The 16983-nt window shown below is 44.1% G+C and carries 13 protein-coding genes and 1 riboswitch; of the genes, 4 read left to right on the top strand and 9 right to left on the bottom strand.

What is annotated here, in order from left to right:
• Positions 1–262 precede the first annotated feature (262 nt).
• The 5 genes from RMY64_RS05700 to RMY64_RS05680 form a co-directional block, all read right to left on the bottom strand.
• Positions 263–679, bottom strand: a complete 417-nt coding sequence (locus RMY64_RS05700; RefSeq protein ID WP_322691595.1) for a hypothetical protein — start codon at positions 677–679, stop codon at positions 263–265.
• Positions 676–2061, bottom strand: coding sequence for an allophanate hydrolase (atzF, locus tag RMY64_RS05695; RefSeq protein WP_322699538.1), 1386 nt, complete (start codon positions 2059–2061; stop codon positions 676–678). The genes RMY64_RS05700 and atzF overlap by 4 nt, the downstream gene beginning before the upstream one ends.
• The gene (uca, locus tag RMY64_RS05690; RefSeq protein WP_322699537.1) at positions 2058–5654 is read right to left on the bottom strand and encodes an urea carboxylase; all 3597 of its coding nucleotides are present in this window, start codon (positions 5652–5654) and stop codon (positions 2058–2060) included. The genes atzF and uca overlap by 4 nt, the downstream gene beginning before the upstream one ends.
• Before the next feature lie 223 nt (positions 5655–5877).
• The gene (locus RMY64_RS05685) at positions 5878–6519 is read right to left on the bottom strand and encodes an urea amidolyase associated protein UAAP2 (RefSeq protein ID WP_322684024.1); all 642 of its coding nucleotides are present in this window, start codon (positions 6517–6519) and stop codon (positions 5878–5880) included.
• Positions 6520–6578: 59 nt separating this feature from the next.
• Positions 6579–7337 (bottom strand): urea amidolyase associated protein UAAP1, encoded by a 759-nt coding sequence (locus tag RMY64_RS05680; protein WP_322699536.1) that lies wholly within the window; start codon positions 7335–7337, stop codon positions 6579–6581.
• Positions 7338–7463: 126 nt separating this feature from the next.
• Positions 7464–7573, bottom strand: a riboswitch (guanidine-I (ykkC/yxkD leader).
• A gap of 715 nt (positions 7574–8288) precedes the next feature.
• Between RMY64_RS05680 and RMY64_RS05675 the strand changes: the two genes are divergently transcribed.
• The 3 genes from RMY64_RS05675 (at position 8289) to RMY64_RS05665 (ending at position 11065) form a co-directional block, all read left to right on the top strand.
• Positions 8289–9347, top strand: a complete 1059-nt coding sequence (locus RMY64_RS05675) for an ABC transporter substrate-binding protein (protein ID WP_322699623.1) — start codon at positions 8289–8291, stop codon at positions 9345–9347.
• Between the two features lie 110 nt (positions 9348–9457).
• A complete protein-coding gene (locus tag RMY64_RS05670) occupies positions 9458–10255 on the top strand; it encodes an ABC transporter permease (RefSeq protein ID WP_322684022.1) in 798 nt (265 codons plus the stop codon).
• 39 nt (positions 10256–10294) lie between these two features.
• A complete protein-coding gene (locus RMY64_RS05665; protein ID WP_322691589.1) occupies positions 10295–11065 on the top strand; it encodes an ABC transporter ATP-binding protein in 771 nt (256 codons plus the stop codon).
• Between the two features lie 528 nt (positions 11066–11593).
• Here the strand turns inward: RMY64_RS05665 and RMY64_RS05660 are convergent.
• The 3 genes from RMY64_RS05660 to RMY64_RS05650 form a co-directional block, all read right to left on the bottom strand.
• Complete coding sequence (locus RMY64_RS05660) at positions 11594–12166, bottom strand: DUF3611 family protein (RefSeq protein ID WP_322670139.1); 573 nt, start codon at positions 12164–12166, stop codon at positions 11594–11596.
• A 167-nt stretch (positions 12167–12333) separates the two neighbouring features.
• The gene (locus RMY64_RS05655) at positions 12334–12543 is read right to left on the bottom strand and encodes a glycoside hydrolase family 15 protein (RefSeq protein WP_322670140.1); all 210 of its coding nucleotides are present in this window, start codon (positions 12541–12543) and stop codon (positions 12334–12336) included.
• The gene (locus RMY64_RS05650; RefSeq protein ID WP_322670141.1) at positions 12540–12761 is read right to left on the bottom strand and encodes an SDR family NAD(P)-dependent oxidoreductase; all 222 of its coding nucleotides are present in this window, start codon (positions 12759–12761) and stop codon (positions 12540–12542) included. Before RMY64_RS05650 ends, RMY64_RS05655 begins: the two co-directional genes overlap by 4 nt.
• A gap of 446 nt (positions 12762–13207) precedes the next feature.
• On the opposite strand from RMY64_RS05650, the gene RMY64_RS05645 reads away from it, so the two are divergent.
• Entirely contained in the window at positions 13208–14104 is an 897-nt protein-coding gene (locus RMY64_RS05645; RefSeq protein ID WP_322670142.1) for a c-type heme family protein, read from the top strand.
• Between the two features lie 45 nt (positions 14105–14149).
• Here the strand turns inward: RMY64_RS05645 and RMY64_RS05640 are convergent, their stop codons facing one another.
• Positions 14150–16384, bottom strand: a complete 2235-nt coding sequence (locus RMY64_RS05640) for a caspase domain-containing protein (RefSeq protein WP_322670143.1) — start codon at positions 16382–16384, stop codon at positions 14150–14152.
• Between the last annotated feature and the right edge of the window lie 599 nt (positions 16385–16983).

Genomic DNA, 16983 nt, shown 5'->3' with positions numbered 1-16983 from the left:
TAATTTCCCTACACCCCACACCCAATACAACCTGCACCCTGTTCACTTTTCTTGATTTTTCCCTACACCCAACACCCTACCCCCAACACCCTGCCCAGACGAGCTTTCAGCTTTACAAGCGTGCCATTCCACTCAAAGCCTAATACCAATTCACAATTAGCATCTTTTGAACCTAAGACTTTAGAGCAACCGCCAACAACGGGGAGAAAACGCCGGAAAAAACAAACCTGTAACCCCGCCCCAACGGGGCTTGGTCATCGCTTCAGGAATCTGACAAACTAGCAAGATAATTGCGCCACCCGCCATACTGGGAAATATCTTGTGCATCGGGAATCACATAGGGTTCACACAAAAATCCTTTGACTGAGGAACCGTCTCCCAGGTCTAAGGTGCCAATCACTAGGGGTGGGGGTACGGCGGCGACAAAAGTACCAAAGCCCTCTGCACTCAGTTGCCAAACTTCTATTTCAATGCCTACCCCAGAACCATCAAGAACTTTTATTAATCCAGGTTTGGGTGGTTGGGTATTGGCAAGGGCATAAAAACGATAGGTAGGGGCGGTTTTGCAGGTTTTTAGTAGGGTGGCATGGCGCTCTTGCAGTTGATAGTTTAAGGGTTGTCCAGTGAGATGAGCGCCAACAACAGCAATAGTAATCAGATTAGTGGATGTAATTGTCATGGGGAAATCTTTAGAGAAGTTGTTTTGCCATAAGTAACGCCCATCTGATGGTGATAGCGGATACCCAATTGGCACAGGGATAGGTCTTGAAAACTTTGCCCGATTAAAGTGATGCCAGTAGGCAAACCATTGGCACGAAAGCCAGAGGGAAGGGCGATCGCACACAAGTCCATCAAGTTGACAAAGTTGGTGTAGTAGCCAAGGTTAGTGTTGAGGGCGATCGCATCAGCTTCTACTTCCGCTTTGGTGTAGATTGTCCCGGTGGTAGGTAACGCTAGAATGTTGACTTTTTGCCACTGCTGTGCTGCTTCTTGCTTGAGTGCTTCTAAAGCGTAAAAACCTTTGAAAGTATCTACTGCTGTGTAGCGTAAACCATTGCTAATTATTTGGCGGACAACGGGATGCATGGCATCAGCTTGAGTTTCAAAGAACGATTGAATAGCAGCGAGTCGTTCTGCTACCCAGGCACCAGAGTAGAGTAAATCAGCAGCTTGGTGGAAGGGCTGAAAATCAATTTCTACAAGATTTCCGCCGATCGCTTTTAACCTCTGTAATCCTTGCTCATACAAATCTGCTGCGGCTGCATCACCGAAGAACTTCAATTGATCTGGCTTGGGGACTCCAAAGGAAAATGATGATGGAATTGCTGCGGTTTGTGGTGGAATTTGGCGAGAATAACTATCGCTGGCATCAAAGCCACCGGCAACTTGCCAGACGATCGCAGCATCTTGGCAATTCAATGTGAAAATGGAAACGCAATCGAGCGAACGACAGGCAGGCACTACGCCGGAAGTACTTAATACACCTCTGGTAGGCTTGAGTCCGACAATGTTGTTAAATGCTGCTGGAACTCGTCCAGAACCTGCTGTATCAGTGCCTAGAGAAAAGCTTACTAACCCCGCCGCGACTGCCACTGCCGAACCAGAACTAGAGCCACCGGAAATATAATCGTCGTGGAAAACACTGCTACAGGCTCCATAAGGCGATCGCACTCCGACTAACCCCGTGGCAAATTGATCGAGATTGGTTTTGCCGATCAAAATTGCCCCGGCTTGCAGTAAGCGATCGACTACCGTTGCCGTTTTTTCTGGAATGTAGCTGTAGGCTGGACAGGCAGCAGTCGTGGGCATTTTCGCCACATCGATGTTATCTTTCACGGCGAAGGGGATACCGTAGAGGGGCAAGTCATCTAAATTTCTGCCAGCGAGAACTTGAGCTTGAGCGATCGCTTCTGCTTGTGGTAATAGATGAATCCAGACGGCATCGTTTCCCCGTGCAGCAATCCGGCGATAAATTTCCTCAATGACATCCGTGGGTTGCAATTGAGCGGATCGATAAGCTGTAAGCAGCGATTCAATATCCAGGCTGACAAAGTCCGTCATGGTGCTTCTCCTCGGATAATTGCTAATATCTGTCCGGCGGTGACGAGTTGCCCCGGTTCGCAGAGGACTTGTACTACCGTTCCTGGATCGTCCGGTAACAGAGTCATTTCCTGCTTCATTGCTTCCAACACAATTACACCCGTGTCTTCCGTAATGCGATCGCCTGGTTTGATTAACACCTGCCAGACGTTTGCCGTTGTTGGGGCGGTTAGAGCGTAGCAATCATCAGGAATAGTTGTTGTTGCTGCTGGTGGGGGATCGGCGGCGACAAGTGTGTTTTCATCTTCGGCTGTAGCTGTCCAGCGATCGCGTTCTTCTCGAAAGGCAATTCGCTGGCGGGTTTGGCATTTCGTTGTTTCTTGGGCAATTTCTTGCAAAAACTGTTGATAGTCGCCAAATTTAAACGTGGTTTCTTCAACTTTTAGTTTGAACTTGCCTTCAATAAAATCCTCTCGGTGGCGCATTAGCTCCCCGTGAGAAACTGGATAAAACCGAATTTGATCGAAAAATCGTAACAGCCAGGGTTTACCATCTTTAAAATCTGCGGTTTGTTTGTAGCGATTCCACATCTGCACGGTGCGTCCAACAAACTGATAGCCACCCGGCCCCTCCATGCCATAAACGCAGAGATATGCACCACCGATGCCGACTGCATTCTCAGGAGTCCAGGTACGTGCCGGATTGTATTTTGTGGTGACGAGGCGATGACGCGGATCGAGCGGGACTGCCACTGGCGCACCGAGATAAACATCGCCTAAGCCCATCACTAAGTAACTGGCATTAAAAAGAATTTCTTTAACTTCTGCAATGCTACCCAGTCCATTAATCCGCCGAATAAATTCAATATTGCTAGGACACCACGGTGCATCTTTTCGCACCGACTGCATATATTTTTGAATGGCTAGTTGAGTAGATTCATCATCCCAGGATAACGGCAGATGTACAATACGAGTTGGCACTTCTAGATCGGAAATATCCGGTAGATGAGATTCGATGTTTTGTAATGCGGTAACTAAATTTGATTGCGAAATGATGCGGCTATCGTAGTGAATTTGTAGCGATCGCATTCCCGGCGTTAATTCCAAAATCCCATCAATGGGGTTCTTTTGCAAATGAACCATTAACTCATGCACCCGGAAACGCAACTTTAAATCCAGTACCAAATCTCCGTATTCAATCAGCAAATATTTATCACTAGCTTGACGGTAGATAACGGCAATTTGCTCATCATCGGCGGGAATTTCTGCTACAATTGCCTGATATTCGGAACCGTCAGCCGCGATCGTAATCGATTCCCCGACTTCTAACGTTTGGATTTGCCGATCCGACTGTAATTCTTGTTGCAATGCTTGCTCAAAGGTGAGGCGACGGAATTGAATCGTATTCCCTGGTTTGAGTTGCCCAATTTTCCAGAGTTCTGCTTCTGCGATCGTTGCTGGACAGACAAAACCGCCTAAACTCGGCCCATCCAAACCCAGGATGATTGGCATATCTCCGGTGAAATCAATTGTCCCAACGGCATAAGCATTGTCGTGAATATTAGAAGGATGTAGCCCCGCTTCACCGCCATCTTGTCGCGCCCAGGTTGGTTTTGGCCCAATCAACCGAATTCCGGTTCGCGCCGAGTTGTAATGTACTTCCCAATGGGTATTGAAAAAAGTCTCGATGTCTGCATCGGTGAAGAAATCCGGCGCACCGTGAGGCCCATACAAAACGCCAATTTCCCAATGATTTGAGTAGGTGGGAATCAATTCCGGGGAAATGGGCTGCGGTTGGGACGTAGAGGGATGCAATTTCAGGACATCGCCCACCTGTAAGGCTCTGCCGCCATGTCCGCCAAACCCACCCAGCGTAAAAGTTGCTTTACTGCCTAAATAATCGGGTACATCAAACCCGCCTTGCACGCTAATATATGTACGGAAACCATCGCCCTGAATGTTGCCCAACCGTAGCGTACTTCTTGCTTTTACCGGAACTGCCGTCCAATAGGAAATCGGCTGTTTATCTAGGGTAGCTTTCATCTGCGCTCCCGTGAGGCAAATTACCGTGTCGCAATTGAAGCGCACAGAAGGGCCAGTTAAAGTACACTCTAACCCAGCTGCCGATTCTGGATTGCCTAAAATTCGGTTGCCCAACCGAAACGCTAAAGAATCCATTGGGCCAGAGGGGGGTACACCAACATTCCAGTAGCCCACCCGTCCAGGATAATCTTGAATGGTGGTCATCGTGCCTGCAACTAGCACATCAATTGTATTCGGGCGATAGGTAAAGGTATTGGTAAATTTCGTGGTAATATTGCCCTGAATAAACGTAGAATCGGCAATAATTTGGCGCAGATATTCCAAATTGGTTTCAATGCCGTCGATGCGAGATTGGGCGAGGGCAGTTTGGAGAATAGCGATCGCATCTTCTCTTGTTTCTCCATGCACAATTACCTTTGCCAACAAGGGATCGTAATACGGCGAAACTTTTGTGCCAGTAGCAATCCAGGTATCGCAGCGAATATCAGGAGCAAATTGCACTTGAGTTAACTCACCCGAACTCGGCTGAAAATTTTTATTTGGATCTTCGGCATAAACCCGCACCTGAATTGAATGTCCTTGCGGTTGGTACTGGTAGGATGTCAACTCCAGCGACTCGCCCGCCGCCTGACGCACCATCCATTCTACTAAATCGACACCTGTAATCGCTTCTGTTACGCCATGTTCCACTTGTAAGCGAGTATTCACCTCTAAGAAGTAGAACTGTTGGGTATCTACGTCGTAGATAAACTCAACTGTACCCGCCGATTGATAGCGAATTTCCTGACCGAGTTTTACGGCAGACTCATACAAGCGCTGCCGCAGAGTATCACTAATGTTCGGTGCAGGGGCTTCTTCAATTACTTTTTGATTGCGCCGTTGCGTTGAACAATCGCGTTCACCAAGGGCAACGACATTTCCTTCACCATCACCAAAAATTTGCACTTCAATGTGCCGCGCCCGTTCGATGTATTTTTCTAAAAATACTCCACTCTGGCTAAAGTTATTACGGCTTAACCGTTGGACATTTTCAAATAAGTCTGCCAAAGTGTCTTCACTGCGGCACAACTGCATTCCAATACCGCCACCCCCTGCGGTACTTTTGATCATCACAGGGTAGCCAATTTCTGCTGCTGCCTGTTTGACTTGCTGCAAATTATCTAGCAACAAACTACCGGGGACAAGTGGCACTCCAGCAGCTTGGGCGATCGCTCTTGCTTCATGTTTGAGTCCAAATCGCCGCAGTTGATCGGGTGTGGGGCCAATAAAGACAATCCCTGCTTCAGCACAAGCTTCGGCAAACGCCACATTCTCGCTCAAAAAGCCATAGCCGGGATGAATCGCCTCAGCACCGGTTGCTTGTGCTGCCGCCAAAATCGCCTCAGTCCGAAGATAACTTTGTGCCGCCGCAGCTTCTCCCACACAGACAGCTTCCCCAGCCGCAGTAACATGGGCAGCATGGGCATCGGCTTGGGAGTAAACTGCAACCGAGGCAATACCGAGGCGATCGAGGGTGCGAATAATCCGGCAAGCAATTTCACCCCGATTAGCAATCAAAACTTTGTTGAACATCAGCGCTAAGATAATTCGTAATTCGTAATTCGTAATTCGTAATTACGCTCGCGGACTCCTTCGCGCTACGCTAACGTAATTAAGTTTTGTAGGATGTGTTACGCCGCAGGCTAACGCACCTTACTAAGCTAAAAATCTTTTAATTTGCATCCTCAAAAAAAGGAATCTCTTATGGGGTGGGCATCTTGCCCGCCCTAATTGTACAAATTAAATGCGCGATAGCCTACACTGCGTCCCAAACAATTAATCGGATTGGTGTGGGATTATAAGCATTGCACGGGTTGTTGATTTGCGGACAGTTAGAAATCAACACCATCACATCCATCTCTGCCCGCAGATCGACGATCTTCCCGGCTTCTGAAATACCATCGACAATTTCCAATGTGCCGTCTTCGCTAACGGGAACATTCATATAGAAATTCACATTACTAACGAGATCGCGTTTGTTCATCTCGTATTTGCTCAGTTCCAGCAAATAATTCTCGACACAAGCGTGCAGATGCTTCTTGTGCAATCCATAACGCACTGAGTTGCTTTCCATACTACAGGCTCCACCCAAGGTATCGTGTTTGCCACACTGATCGTGGATGACAGTCATCATCACGTTGCCTTCGTTGGAAATCAACTGAGTGCCTGTAGTAATGAAAATGTTGCCTTGACGGACAATGGTATCGGGAGCGCTATAACGCTCTGAGGAATCATAAGCGTTGTAAAATAATGTATCAACAGCTTGATTGCCTAGTAAGTCGATAATCCGTAAAATTTGCCCTTTTTTGATGATTTTAGACCAGGGCTGACGGGCAGCCAACTCGCGATCGTAAATTGCTGTTGCTGGATCGAGTTCAATGGGTAATGTTGCGACCATGATGGGACTCCTGTGCTATTTTCAAATGCAAAAAAATTAAGTTACAGATTCCAGCCCAACTACTCTTGAGCAAACAACGCATCAGTGTTAGTGAAACCACGAATCACTTGTTCGTTTGCAGTGCGGCACAGATCGTCCGGTGCAGGTGCAGGCGATTTCCAAACGGTAAGCTGAATTGGCTTAGGCTTATACACTGTATCGGGGTGCAATACATGGGGACAGTTGGAAATAATTACCAACACATTCATTTCCGCCCGCAAATCAATAAAACTGCCGGGTTTTTCCTCGCCTGCGACATATTCCAAATCTCCATTCGGACGCACTGCCACCCGGCTAAATAAATTGAGGTTAGGCATTAAGTCTTTGCGGGTTAAACCACGCTTGCCCAAAGCCTTGAGAAAATTGTTGCGGGAGTTGTTATAATCGCTTTCGCCATATTTGTTATAAGGCCCTTCGCCGTATTTTGCAGCGTTGCTAGCAGCATTGCTGCAACCACAAATCAGATCGTGATAGCCGGAGGTATCCTCTGTGATGGAGAACAAAATGCGTCCCATGTCAGAGTAAATTACCATGCCCTTTTTGAGGAAGGCGTTGAACTGAATCTTGGCGGTATCTGCCACATTAACCCGCTCGATGGGGCTATCCGCGTTGTAGCAAATCATCGAAACACCCTGAGATCCTTCCAAATCAGTTACACGCAAGGTGTTTCCCCGTTTGATCGCGTAATGCCAATACGCACCACCAGGCAGCTTTTCATCAAGCAAAATCAGGCTCGGATCGATTACCCCCATATTCGGCAGAACAGATGCTTGCACCATAAAATCCTCTTGTTACGGTTGGACGATCGGTTTAGGAATTGCCAAAGGCTCAACCTCTGGAATTGAAGAAACGATTGACTCAAATAACAAAGCCCAGGAGATTACCAATACAGTCATACTGTCTGGCTCTCCCGGGCTTTTTTCCCGCCGTGTGACCGACTCGCTCAGAGTCGGCTGCTTCTCTTGGACCAGCCATCACACACAAAGGCGCGATCGGAACCCTAGAAGCTCATCCTTATTCAGTTTGTAATTTGAGTTTGCTAAACTTCGACAATATTGTAAATAGGGCGTTTCCTATTTAGGTTAGCATTTTTACACAATATTTGTTCATTATGTTTTTAGCAGGAGTAATCAAAGAAATTTGTATCTGTAATTACTTTTTAACAGTCTTGTGCAGCTAAAAATTATCTGAATCTGCGATTGAAAAGCAATAAAATGGCAGGCGCGATCGCTCTGGAGCAGCGATCGCTTTTTTGAAAAAACCATGCAAATATCAACAAACCCTCACCTTTTATTTAATTATCGTATCATTTAATACAATTTGGGAATTCACTCGTTGTTAGAGTGTTCGGTGAAAAGAAAAAACAAATGCAGGTTTTCAGTATTCTACTTGTTCTAGATAGTAGGTTCTTAAATGAGCAATTGTCTGGAAAATTTAAAAGTTTAATTGAACGCAAAATTTATAGACTTCTAGGGTTCCGGTTTGGGTTAAACGGAGCAAGTGTTGAACTTGTTTCTGGATTATATACAAATGCTGGTCCAAGAGAAGTCGGTAAGCTAATTGGTTGTGAATTTTGAGCGCCTGATTAGTTTATTACACGGCGGGGGAAAAGCCCGGGAGGAAGTTTTCAGCTATTAAGTGCTGAATGATTCTTTCTGGGCTTTGTTATATCAATTCAAGTTTATTGCCCTTTACCTTATTATTTGCAATTAAAAAATATTATTTTGCCTATGAAAAAGCGATCGCTCCTCACAACTTGCCTGTTATTTTTAGTTGTTATGTCTTTAACTGTAAGCTGCACAAACCCAGCAGTATATATTAAAACTACCACCGAAGCCGAGGCAGCAGCAGCCGTTAACAGCAAAGCTAGAACGATAAACTTGGGCTTTAGCGCTTGGCCGGGTTGGTTTCCCTGGCAAGTTGCTCAAGAGCAAGGAATTTTTAAAACTAAAAACACAACCGTTAACCTTAAGTGGTTCGATGGCTACCTTGAATCCATTAGCACCCTTGCAGCCGGACAAATTGATGCCAATAGTCAAACCCTTGGGGATACGCTCAGTTCGGTAGCAGGAGGCGCAGATCAAGTCGTGGTGCTAGTCAACGACAACTCGACCGGCAACGATAAAGTGATCGTCGCAGGAGGAATCAACAGCGTTGCAGATTTGCGTGGTAAAAAAGTGGCTGCCGAAGAAGGCACCGTCGATCACTTTTTGCTGTTGCTGGGCATGAAACAAGCTGGCTTAACGCCCCAAGACATTCAGTTTGTGCCTTTGGAAACAGGAAAAGCGGCTGCTGCTTTTGCTGCCGGTCAAGTTGATGCAGTTGCCGTTTTTGCACCGTTTACAACACAGGCATTGCAGCGATCGGGTAGTAAAGAATTGTTCAGTTCTAAAGACTTTCCGGGTGCAATTTCCGATCACTTGGTCGTGTCGCGTAAATTTTTGAATGAACATCCCAAAGAAATTCAGACACTTGTTGATTCTTGGTTTGCCACGCTCGATTACATCCGGGAAAACCAGGATCGTGCCTACATCATCATGTCAAAACGGGCAGGTGTGCCAGTTGAGGAATACAAACAATATGCCGATGGTACGCGCCTTTTCACAGTTGAAGAAAATCTGAAAGCTTTTCAACCTGGCAACAACATGGCTTCTTTACTGTATGCTACCGAGCAAATGAGCCAATTTCTGATTGATGTGGGGTTGGCGAAAAACAAACCGAATACAACATTTTTATTTGACGATCGCTTCGTTAAAGCCTATATGCAAAAGCGAACTAAGTCTGGATAAAACTAGCAAATTCGGTGTTACTTGTCTGCCTGAATCCCTCACCCCAAATTTAAACGATGAGCCACAGCACTCCGCCTCGCTCGCTCCAACCATTCACCAAACCAAAAACCATGAAATCTACGGTTTTTTGGCGGCTGGTCGAAGATATCCCTAAGCCCCTTTATACAGTATTAACCATTACTTCGATTGCCCTGCCACTATTGCTCTGGTGGGCAGTAACCAGCTTCGGCAACATCGATCCCAAGTTTTTGCCAACGCCAGCGAAAGTTGCAGAAGCCTTTGAGCGCTTGTGGATGACACGCGAACTGCTCAAAGACACTGTAGCAAGTCTTTGGCGGGTTGCTGTTGGCTTTTTGTTAGCAGCAAGTTTCTCAATTCCAGTCGGGATTTTGATGGGGAGTTTTCCCAGCATTCGCGCTTTATTAGAGCCGCTATTTGGTCTAATGCGCTATATGCCTGCACCCGCCTTTATTCCACTGCTGATTCTCTACTTGGGCATTGGCGAAGAACCGAAAATTATGCTGATTTTCATCGGCGTGTTTTTCTTCAATACGTTGATGGTGATGGATACTGTAAAGTTTGTGCCTAAAGAGTTGGTTGAAGCAACCTATATGCTGGGTGGCGATCGCTGGGCAACACTAACTCAGGTGATTTTACCGCACGTTCTTCCCGGCATTTTGGATGCCTGCCGGATAAACTTAGCTGCCGCTTGGCAGCTTGTGATTGTATCAGAATTAATTGCCGCAAACGAAGGATTAGGAAGACGCATCAGCGTTGCTGGTCGATTTTTACGAACCGATGAAATCTTTGTTGGACTAATTGTGATTGGCATCATCGGATTGACATTTGATTTGTTATTTCAGTATCTGCTTCGCGTCACCTGCAAGTGGACAAATCAGCAGCGATAAACAACTCGATAGAACATTTAACCTAGAGAGGCTAAACCAATGTTTTTACAAGTCAATAAGCTCAACAAACACTTTTCGACTCAATCCGGTACGCTCGTAGTTCTCAAAGATATTAACATGGCAATCGAGCAGGGCGAATTTATTTGCGCGGTCGGTGCCTCCGGTTCCGGCAAATCCACGCTACTCCGCCAAATTGCTGGACTCGATAGCCCGACATCGGGAGAAGTACGCATTGATGGCAAGCAGATCGCTGGCCCAGGCCCCGATCGCGGCATGGTGTTTCAGAACTACACGCTCTATCCCTGGATGAACGTGCAAGAAAATACCGAGTTTGGACTCAAACTGCAAGGCGTTCCTAAAAAAGAGCGACGCGAACAGGCAAGCTACTTTCTCAGCATCGTCGGCTTGTCCCGCTTTAGCGGTTCGCTACCCAAGGAGCTATCGGGTGGGATGAAGCAACGTGTTGCGATCGCCCGCGCCCTTGCGTCTGAACCTAAAGTGTTGCTCATGGATGAGCCGTTTGGTGCGCTCGATATCCACACCAAAGAATCGATGCATGAATTTATACTTGACCTCTGGCAGCGCACCAACATTACAATTTTCATGATTACCCACGATGTCGAGGAAGCCGTTTTCCTGTCCAACCGCATCTATGCCTTGGGTGCTTGTCCTGGCACAGTACGCAAGGTGATGACCATCAATTTGCCGGAGCGTAGCCCCACGATCAAGCGTCATTCCACCTTCCACGACTATCGAGATGAACTGATGGATCTGTTGCGGCAACATGGCAAGGAAGCCGTTGCAGCATAAGATAAAAAATGGTTCAATACTTTCGCCAAATACAGAGTATGAAGCAAGCCAAAGTCGATCGACTACATAGAGGGCAAGGAGCTAAATTAGAAACGCTCACTTTTTCTGTTCTCAATACCGCTTAGAGTTTAACCGAACTGTATTGAGTGTAGTTGTACTTATATTATTAGTGACTAACACGACTTCACTAAGAAACAGTTCATCCCGATTTAGCCATCACTCGAAAATCGAATCGCGCTCATCATCAATGGCTCGATCGAAATGTGGTGAGAAATCCGGGCTAACCCGCTTCCCCGACTCCAGCGATCGCCGTGACTGGTTAGACAAACTCAGTTGCTCTAGGTTCTAAAATTCATGCCAGAGATTCATCAAATGGAATGGTGAGGTTGAATATCGCCTTAATATGCCGTGCCTGGAGCTTGGAGAAATCTACTGGTATACCAACCCAAAAATATTAAGTGGAGACAGGCTCTTGTGCAGAGGAGCAGGGGAGCAGAGGAGAGTTCAAATACCAAGTTCCAAGCAGGGCTATTGATCCAACCAGTTAAGCAACCCAAGCGAAGTAGCGCCTCCTACAAAATGAGCGCCAATCAGATTGACGTTTGCTAAAACCACAAAAATATCTAGGGAACGAATGACATTTTCAGGTCTATAGACTGCCACTCCTTGAGGCAGAGCTAGAGTTTTCGATAGTACAGCAATAACGGTCACTTCAGCTGCTAAAAAAGCTAATAACAGTCCGATCGCACTAACAATTAAGCCAATTTGTAAGACTTGAATCACGTCCTGTTTGCTTGGATGTAATTCACGATTAGGCGACTGTAAAAGTTTGTCTAAACGCCTGTATTGGTTCACCCAATAGAGTCGGAAACACAGCACTAAAATTCCCATAGTTCCCAAAAATACTCCAAAAGCCATAACCGAATTTGTTGTAGTTTGGGGAGTGAGATTACGGCTAAATATAGCCAATAACAAAGCCAAGCTAGAAATAGCACCTAGCGCTAACTGTAGCCAAAAGCTAATCGGTCTGACTATATGAAAAGTAGCTGCGAATTTTTGCTTAGTTGGTACAGGTAGGTATGAATTTAAATCATTTGTCATTTTCCTCTCCTTAGCCCTAATACAATATCTTTAATTAAAAACTCATTACCCAAAATTAACTGATATCTTGTAACTTCTTTTCTCCCTTAAGTATTATTTGAGATAATTCCAGCCAAGCCTAAGTAAACAAAGAGACACTTTCTACTACACGCAACACTATGTTGATTTCAGGAAGTTTCAAGAACCTTATTCAAATTCCATGCAGCGCTAATCAGTGCCAGATGGGTAAACGCTTGCGGAAAGTTTCCCATCGCCTCACCAGTGGCACCGATCTCTTCGGCGTATAACCCCAGATGAGTTGCATAACTGAGCATCTCTTCAAACTTCAGTCGTGCTTCGATCGAGCGAGCCGGATCGATCCGTCCAGCGCGAGTCAATCCATAAACTGCGCCGCTTCAGTGGTAAACCCAATGTCTGGATACACGCCGGCATTATCGATCAAAACATCTAAGCGCTCAATCTTTTGGTGCAGGGTTTTTATTGCTCGATCGATAGAGCGATCGTCAGTGATATCCAATTCGATGGGAATTACTTTTCTTTGTAGTTTCTCAGATGCAAGTTTGGCGTTATCAAAGGAGCGCGAAGTAATAATCACTTCTATTTATATAGGACTCATATTTGATTTTTGCGAGGCTAGGTACACCTTTATTCCTTCTTCCCAGTCCCCATTACCCCTTATCCCCAGAGGGGGCCCCACCATCCCCAGTCCCTAGTCCCTACGATTAATTCAGAAATCAAATCGGATTGCTATAGTTTGGGAGTTATTGTTGTAGACAATCTCAAAATTGATATTAATAAGCGACAAGTCTATAAAGCAGGTGGGCGGATTCATCAACGGGTGTAGAGTACACCTGGTTTTCTCACAAAGCCAGAGAAAAGAAGAGTCAAAAACTGCCAAAATGTCTTTTATCTATCCTCAAAGACTTGTTTTGATTATCTGTCTATTATTAAATATTTGTCTTTCCTAAGCTACATGAATCACTCGTTTAGGATTGCTATAGTTATAGTATATTACTAGAACCTTAAATACTAAAAATAGTTATGAAAATTGGAACAAAAGTCAATTTAATTGTAATAATAGCTTTTCTCGGTGGGATTTTAATTAGTGGTACTGCTTTATCGAGCGTTCTTGAACAAAAGGCAGAACAAGAGGTGTCTTCTCAAGCAATAATTGCCATGCAAATTGCAAATTCACTTAGAGAATATACCAATGACCGCGTACAACCATTATTGTTACCGAGAGTAGACACTCAAGAACAATTTATTCCAGAAGTTATTCCAACATTCTCTGTTAGAGAAACTTTTGAAATTTTACGTAAAACCCAAGGATTTAGTAATTTTATCTACAAAGATGCTGCGCCAAACCCCACAAATATGAGGGATATGGCGGACAAATTTGAAGCCGATATTATTAATAAATTTAATCAACAACCAGAGTTAAAAAGTCTATCCGGTTTCCGAAATGTATTTGAAAATAAATTATTTTATACCGCTCGACCTTTTAGAGTTGGCGAACAAAGTTGTCTGCGTTGCCATAGCGCTCCCGAAGTGGCTCCTCAAAGTCAATTAGTAACCTATGGAAAAGAACATGGGTTTGGGTGGAAGTTTAATCAAATTGTTGCCACTCAAATTGTTTATGTTCCGGCTGAGGAAATTTTTAAAACTGCTCAGTGGTCTTTTTATCTAATCTTAGGACTTTTAGGGATTATTTTTACAATCATCGTTATTATTATTAATTTCTTGTTAAAAAAGACAGTGCTACAGCGTCTTAAAAGAATGGCTAATGTGGCAGAAAAAGTGAGTATCGGTGATATGGATGCCAATTTTGGTAAACAAGACAAAGATGAAATAGGAGCGTTGGCGGACGCTTTTAACCGGATGAAGTATAGTTTAGAAATTGCTCTGAGTATGTTAAATAATAATACCAATACTAGATAGATATACTTTTTTGCCGCAAGCTGCTAGCGATAAATGTTCGCTAACTTATTTTAATTTACCAAGCATCCTATGTTCAAACTCTAAAGCCTTCTGCTTATTAGAAATTTTTGCTGCCAACTTGCTTACAAATTCTAGTACGGAAATTTGCGGTTCAGATTTCAAAATCTTTTGAGTTAAAAAATTAGCAATTGGTCCAACTGCATAGGCTAACTCGCGCTCACATTTACTGATAAATCTGGGATCAATGCCTGAAGAATTATCTGACGTGGTTTTAGATGCAACAGTAGATTGTTTTAAAATAGCTATTGCTTGCTGCTCAAAACTTTGTTGCTGTTCTGGTAACAAGTAAAAGGTTAATTGTTCTACTAATTCTTTAGAGTTAGTTACCTTTTTTAAAGTTCTTTTTAAAATGGTAAGCGCAATCGACCCTAATGATAGCTTCAGCAACTGTTCTAATTTAGAATACTGTTCTGAGTTTAGCTTGAAATTTAATTGAGGTTGTGTTTTTTCTAAATAATCAGCAGCAATAGGAGCAGCAACAGAGACGGGATGATTTGGAAATCGCTGGGAAGCAAATTCTAGTTTGGGTAAATTATTAACGTCTTTGGGCAGTAAATTTTCCTGATTTCCCTGTTTGTTTTCCTCGTTTAATGGTACTTCCTTTGCTTGTAAATCTTGAAAAACTATACCAATATTACCCGGTAAAATATCAATGACTGTTTGTGTAGCTAATAGCCAGACATCAAGTTCGACACCTTTTGCTGATAAATGCGTTTGTAATTGAGTAATCCATTTGGCAATTGACAACCCAACTTGCGGATTGGCTGCAATCAGTGTTTCTAGAAGTGTTTGAGAAAATAGTTCTGGCTCCTCTGCTGTGGAAGCACCGATAATTATACATTGTCCCTGTTCCGTGCCGCTATGCAAATCTTCTATCCAGTTGTTTAGGGAAGTAGCCTCAGGACAATCCAGAATAATTATTTGTTGAGACTTTGCAGCGCGTCGTAACTCGTGTCTTAGCCAAGAACGACTTAGACGCATTCCATCGCCTAAAACTAACCAGGCTTCTCCATCTTCGATTTCCTCGATGTGCCCGCGTAAGTATAATAAGGAGGTTGGTGTATTTTTGATTGTTCCTAACTGCGAAACGGATTTAGTTGCTGATTCACTACTCCAATGTAGAAAGTTTTGGATTGTTGCTCGTATTTCTGACCAAGATTTGCCTTGCTGAGGAAAAAATTCTACCTCAAAGCCGCCAGCCCCAGCAAATAGCCGACTCAAGTCTGTTGTAGTTTTCTTATTTGCAAGTCCATCGATTACCAGCGCCCGTCGCTGTTTGTGAGATTCAACCGTATCAGGTTTGAATCCAAGAATTAATTCTCCTACTCCTTCCACAATTCGTTTGGGTGTTTGCAGGGGATATTCTGGATGGAGTTTACTGTCCCCACGATCGAGCTTTTGCTGATTAATTAGACGCAGTTGCTGATTTAATTTATCAATATATTGCAGCGTCTGGCGATAAACATATTTGTAAAGACCGTCGGCTTCGATGACACCCTGTGAGTCAGCGGCTTCACCTAATAGCCCCTGCATTAAGTAGTAAGTAAATAAACCATGCCCTAGTTCTGGAAATTCCCAGGATTGTTGTCCTCGATCGCATGATAGTAAGGCACAAAATCCTTTACTTTGTGATGCACGTTGTTGTAACACCTTCATGAAGGTTGGGGCACAATTAAATAAATTATCAGAGATGTTTCCGTCTCTAGCACTACCAGCGTTTCCCCTTAATAACTTGAAGTCTCCACTATGACAGGTGTCTAAACAAACTATTTGCTGATTTGCCGCAGTACCCTCCAACATCTGTAATAATTCTTGCAAATCCAAGCCCGTACTCAGCAAGTCATCTTTGCGAGTATCTGCTAAACAAAGTACAGCCTGCTGAGTATTAGGCTCTAACATGCCATGTCCAGAAAAATATAGCAGAAGCGAATCCTCGGATCGAGTTTGCGAAACAATTTGTCGCAGGCTGCGACGAATTGTTTCCAAGGTCGGCGGTTGTGCCGCCAAATCATTATGAATAATTACTTCTTTATTAGGAAACCCCTGTGTAGCTTTTATTAGTGCTTCTTTTAACCCTTGGCAATCCACAGCTGGGTAACGCAAAGAAGGTAAGCCCGAATCTTGGTAATCGTTAACACCTACTAATAAAATCCAGAGCTTGGCTTTTCCTGTTTTTAGTGTATTATCTGAGTAACTAGAACCAACAGCTATTGGAGACATCTTTGCTAGTTTTATCCTAAAATTACTGTTTATAATTAACTTTTTTAAAGTTATACTAAACTCAAAATCTCCGAAAGGCGTTACTTGAAAAAATTACTTTACCTTTCATTTTTTATAGCAAGAATTTTGTAGTCACGTATTGAAACCCGCGTGCTGCTGGTGCGATCGCAAAATCTTGTATTTTTGATGCATAACAGCCTCAGCATTAAATATCAGCATACTGGATATTGACCACTACGGCATAGCCACAGGCATATCTATAAATATTTTATGTGCCTAATAAATCAGGAATTCAGCACATTGATGGTATCTTGAACAACAGCAATCCAGTTCCTGTTTAAGAGAATCTCCACGTAAAATGCGCCGATTCCCAACTGAAGGTCGCGATTCTATCTTAACGTGTACTCAGATAGATTGCCTTTAATCTGAATCTTGTCCAACTCGCTGGATGCGAAAGCTTGAATAATCGCAAATTGGTTAGACGCAGTGTAGAAACTGCCAAGCACAAATATATCTTTACTACCTCCAACGATCAGTTTATCCTCTAAGAGGATGCTTGAAAAGTTTTTTAGAGGTAAAATATTATGCTAATAGCCTCA

The organism is Nostoc sp. DedQUE08, assembly GCF_034530895.1.
Taxonomy (GTDB): domain Bacteria; phylum Cyanobacteriota; class Cyanobacteriia; order Cyanobacteriales; family Nostocaceae; genus Nostoc.
Note: the sequence above shows the minus strand (reverse complement) of the source record. Positions and strands in the feature narration are given on the sequence as shown.